General features: G+C 61.8%; 2 protein-coding genes. One reads left to right on the plus strand and one right to left on the minus strand.

Translation table 11 applies throughout. From position 1 onward, the window contains the following. Positions 1-705, plus strand: a 705-nt coding sequence (locus tag AZG88_RS09520; RefSeq protein WP_156517458.1) for an aldehyde dehydrogenase family protein, incomplete at its 5' end; no start/stop codon positions are given. A 327-nt stretch (positions 706-1032) separates the two neighbouring features. On the opposite strand, the gene AZG88_RS09525 is transcribed toward AZG88_RS09520, so the two are convergent. Continuing rightward, positions 1033-4404 (minus strand): protein kinase domain-containing protein, encoded by a 3372-nt coding sequence (locus AZG88_RS09525; protein ID WP_061697560.1) that lies wholly within the window; start codon positions 4402-4404, stop codon positions 1033-1035. Between the last annotated feature and the right edge of the window lie 459 nt (positions 4405-4863).

A 4863-nucleotide genomic window follows, 5' to 3' on the forward strand; every position in this document is an offset into this window, starting at 1 on the left:
CGCACCTCGATGGAACTCGGCGGCAACGCCCCGTTCGTGGTGTTCGACGACGCAGACATCGACGCCGCGGTCGAGGGCGCGATGGCCGCGAAGATGCGCAACGGCGGCGAGGCCTGCACCGCCGCCAACCGCCTGATCGTCGCGAACTCGGTGCGCGAGGAATTCACCACCAAGCTCACCGCCCGGATCGCCGCACTCACCGTCGGACCGGGCAGCGACGACGGCACCAACGTCGGCCCCCTCGTCAACGAGAAGCAGCGCCGCAACGTGGCGTCCCTCGTCGACGACGCCGTCGCCGCGGGCGCCCGGGTCCGCACCGGCGGCAAGTCCGTCGACGGTCCCGGCTACTTCTTCCAGCCCACCGTCCTCGACGAGGTGCCCGCAAATGCGCGCATCGTCCGCGAGGAGATCTTCGGACCCGTCGCCGCGATCACCGGCTTCGACACCGAGGCCGAGGGCGTCGCCGCCGCCAACGACACCGAATACGGTCTCGCCGCATACATCTACACGCAGAACGTCGACCGCGCGTTCCGCGTCGCCGACAAGCTCGAGAGCGGCATGGTCGGCGTCAACCGCGGAGTCATCTCCGACGTCGCCGCACCGTTCGGTGGAGTCAAGCAGTCCGGACTCGGCAGCGAAGGCGGCACCGAAGGCATCGAGGAGTACCTCGAGACCAAGTACGTCGGCTTCGCGTCTGGCCAATAGTCGCCCGACCAAGGATCGTCGACCGGTCATCCAGGCCTGGCCATAGTCGAGCGCGGAGATCTATAGAGCGGAGAGCAATTTCACTGACCCGACTTCATACGTGAGATGCGAGGCCGCTCGGGCGAGACAGTCAACGTCCTGTTCGTAATCCCATGCCGCGCTGTCGCTGTGACATGCTGGCTCGGTCCACTCAATCGGCTGCGGAGTTCGACGGGGGGACGTGCGTTGGTAGTGGAACTTCATCCATGACTTGTCGGGCAACGCGGGCACCGGTTTGTAGGCAGCACCGGAGCTGGGTTGAGGATAACCATGCTTGGCCGCTCGATCCTATGGTTGGGTATTCGGCTTCTGATCTGCCTTGATAACCCACGCGGCGACCTGCGTTCGTGAGGTGAAGCCAAGTTTAGCAAGAATGTGTTCCACGTGCCCCTGCGCCGTGCGCTGTGAAATGACCAGCTTCGCGGCAATCGCCTTGTTGGTGAGACCTTCTGCCACTAGGTCCGCGACCTGACGCTCACGTCGGGTCAGTCTCATCGCAGCTTTAGCGGACTCCGCTTGCGGAGAAGGATCTTTCACTCTCAGCGCATAGGAGGACGCTTCCTCGAAACTCATTGCATTTCCATGCCGAATCAGCTCCTCGAACTCTCGGCTGCCGAGCGTATGGCGGATTCGACGCGCACATTCCTTCTGGTAGAGGAGCTTATCGAGGAGACTGGCAGAACTGGCCGTGCGATCTCCGATGTCACGCCACATGCCCTCGGCGGCACCCAATAGCACTGCGGCTCGATCCTCGCGGCGCTGGTCGGCTTCGATCCAAGCCAATGTCTGCAAGCATCGGGCGCAGCCAACAGGATCGTCGACACGACTTGCCTGATGCAATCCTTGTTCGAGCACAGCGGTAGCCCGTCCAGGATCACCTCCTCTCCATAGGGCCCAGCCCCCAACCGTCGACGCTCGGCCGCTGTACAACAACTCCCCATGTCGTTCCGTGACGGCGAGCATCTTCTCGTACCAGTTGATTGCGCGCGCTGAATCGTCGAGCAGCATGTAAGCAAGACCGAGTCCCAGCAGGCTCCCGATCTGGCAGAAGATGTAGCCGTCACCCTGAGCCTCTGCGATTGCTTTCTCGAAGCAGACTACGGCCAGGGAAGGTTCGCCGCTGTAGAGTGCCGTGCAGCCTGCTGCATACCCTGCTAGTGCGGACATCGAGAGGTTGTCGAATCCATCGGCGATGTCGTTTCCCTGCGTCAGTAGGGTTTCTCCCGCCGGAATATCACCTTGCATGCCCGCCAGTACACTCGCCAGGTAGAGAGATTTAGCCCGACCTTCTGTGGGTGTAACTATTTTGGCGGCTAACGCACGGTCGAGCCAGAGCCGGCCTTCGGCGAGATGGCCGCGCGAGAGCCAGAACGGAAATAGCCCGGCCGCAAGTCGCAGGCCATCTTCTGCATCGTCTTGCTCGCTCAGGCAGAACCGAAGAGCGCTACGAACGTTCGGGTGTTCCCGCTCTAGGCGAGTGATCCATTCCAACTGCCTCGGACTCACCCAATCCGACTCCGCCTGCAGTACAAACTGCAAATACCAGTCCCGGTGTCTCCTCTGCAAGGCAGAGTACTCGCCGCTCATCTGCAGCTTCTCTCGGCCGTAGTCTCGCAAAGTCTCGAGTATCCGGTACCGCACCACCGCGCCTGCCTCCTCCCTGATGAGGATCGACTTATCGACCAGAGATGCGACCAGGTCGAGCAAGTCGGCAGGAAGAATGCCTCCGGCGCAGACAGCCTCCGCCCCATCCAGTTCGAAACTACCGGCGAACACCGTCAATCGAGCCCACAGCTGCTGCTCCTGCGTGGTGCACAGCTCAAAACTCCAATCGATGCACAACCGCAGCGTCTGCTGACGCGACGGTGCACCGCGACTGCCGGCATTCAGGAGCCGGTATCTATCGGTCAATCGATCTAGGATCTGCTGCGCTGTCATGGATCGCAATCTCACCGCGGCCAACTCTACAAGCAACGGAAGCCCCTCCAGCCGTCGACAAATCTGCGCAACGGCCGCCTGATTATCCTCGGTGAGCTCGAACTCCGGCAGGACCGCGACCGCCCGTTCTACGAACAGGTTCACAGACTCGTAATGGGGCAGCCCTTGAAGTGAGGAAGGCCCCATCCCCGGGACCGACATCGGGGGCACCCGGATCGTCGCTTCACCGTTGATGCACAGAGGTTCACGACTCGTTGCCAGTATCCGTATCCCCGGGCAGGTTCGCAATAGCGTTTTCGCCAGAGTGGCGACCGCATCCACCAGGTGTTCGCAGTTGTCAAGCACAAGCAGCAACTGTTTGCCGGAAAGGTAGTCGGTCAACAGTGTTACAGGTGGATCGGCCGATTGGTGACGAAGTCCCAGGGTCGCCGAGACTGTGCTGATTACCAACATTGCGTCGTGAAGCTCGTCGAGTTCGATCAGCCATACACCATCTTTGAATGCCCGCCGCGAGTCGGTAGCTACGCGAAGAGCGAGCCGAGTCTTTCCGACGCCACCGATCCCGGTCAGAGTAACCAGGCGTGCGCACGACAGCATTTTCTTCGTCTCGGCAAGCTCGCGTCGGCGACCGACGAAGCTCGTCAACTCCAGGGGTAAGTTTCCCGCCTTTCCTCGCACCTTCGGTGGCATCGACCGGTGTCGCCCCACCGTAGGTGTCCGCTCAGAGGTACTGCGTGCAAGTGGCAGATTCTGTGCCAGCTCCGTCGAGATCCCGCCAGGACCGCTCTCGGCAGGATCGCCGTCTGGATAGTTGCTTTCGGCGAAGCGAGGCACTGCCATATCATCGACTCGGCGGTCGTGCCGCCGCTCGCTCGCGCGAAGTTCATCACCAAATTCCGCTGCGGTGGTGGGCCTGTCTCCGGGGTTGCGCGCCATCGCATGTTCGATGGCTGCGCTGACATCATTGGGTACGCCGTGCTCGCGTAGGTCAGGTATCGGCTGCGTGGTGATGCGCAAGAATTGGGCTACGATCTGCTCGCCCCTGCGCCGTTCGAAGGGAACATGCCCGGTGATGGCACAAAATAGAGTGGCGGCAAGGCTGTACACGTCGGAAGTCGGATTGGCGGAATCGCCGGCCAAGACCTCTGGGGCGGCGAAGGCTGGCGATCCGGTGACAGCTCCCGTGCTCGTCTCGAAGGCTCCGACCATGTGCGCGATGCCGAAGTCGGTCAGCTGAGGATCGCCATACTCGGTGAGCAGGATATTCGACGGCTTGACGTCGCGATGAAGGACATCGACACGGTGTGCAGTTTCCAACGCGCCAGCCATCTTCACACCGACGCGGAGCGCTTGGCCCCACTCGAGGGGTCCGTTATCGCGGATCCATGTCCCCAATGAATCCTTCGGGTGGTATTGCATCACAATGTATGGGAGACCGCTGCGGGTAACGCCGACCTCAAAAACATTGACTATGTTCGGGTGTCCCGACAGCCTTCCCATCGCACGCTGTTCCCGCACAAAGCGCGCCACATTTTCAGGATCAAGATCGGAAACCAGGACTTTGACTGCAACGGTGCGATCCAGAGAAGGCTGCGTGCAGCGGAACACGACGCCGAATCCACCGCGTCCAATCTCGTGCGCATCCTCGAGTCCGACCGCCTTCAGCTCGGCTGCCACCGAAGGAGGCACGCCGCGCTGTGTAGCCGAGTTAACGTCGATCATCAAAACGCTTCGATCCTGGGCGGGTCTCAGCGCCTTGTCCAGACACAGATCCCATCAACCCATTTAGATCAGCCTACATGCATCTTCGCTGATCAGAGACGAATCGTGCCTCGGAACGACGGCATTGGCGGAGTACATTACCGACCGGGGAGGCCGTCGATCACCGCTTCCTCGCCGTCGATGCTCACGATGACGGACTCCGAGGTGGCGTCGGTATGCACCTTGACGCGGTCACCCACATTCACCGGCCCAGTCCTTCCGTTAGGGGACCTGCGGTCACTGCAGGTCAAAACCCCATTCTGCCGGATCGGTCGCCGGTCAGACGAATCGCCGTCACCCCGCGGGCCGGCTAATCGGCGGCCCGTACCCTTGCCCCATGTCCGCTGATCGAGGCAGCATCCGCGCCGACGGCCACCAGGCGCTGCCGAACCTGGCCGTGCAGGATGCTTCGGCGGATCC

The sequence above is a fragment of the Rhodococcus sp. LB1 genome, from assembly GCF_001583455.1.
GTDB classification, from domain to species: domain Bacteria; phylum Actinomycetota; class Actinomycetes; order Mycobacteriales; family Mycobacteriaceae; genus Rhodococcus_F; species Rhodococcus_F opacus.

Coding starts and splice junctions, on each gene's coding strand:
- AZG88_RS09525 (WP_061697560.1), bottom strand. CDS start 4,404: ATGATCGACGTTAACTCGGCTACACAGCGCGGCGTGCCTCCTTCGGTG.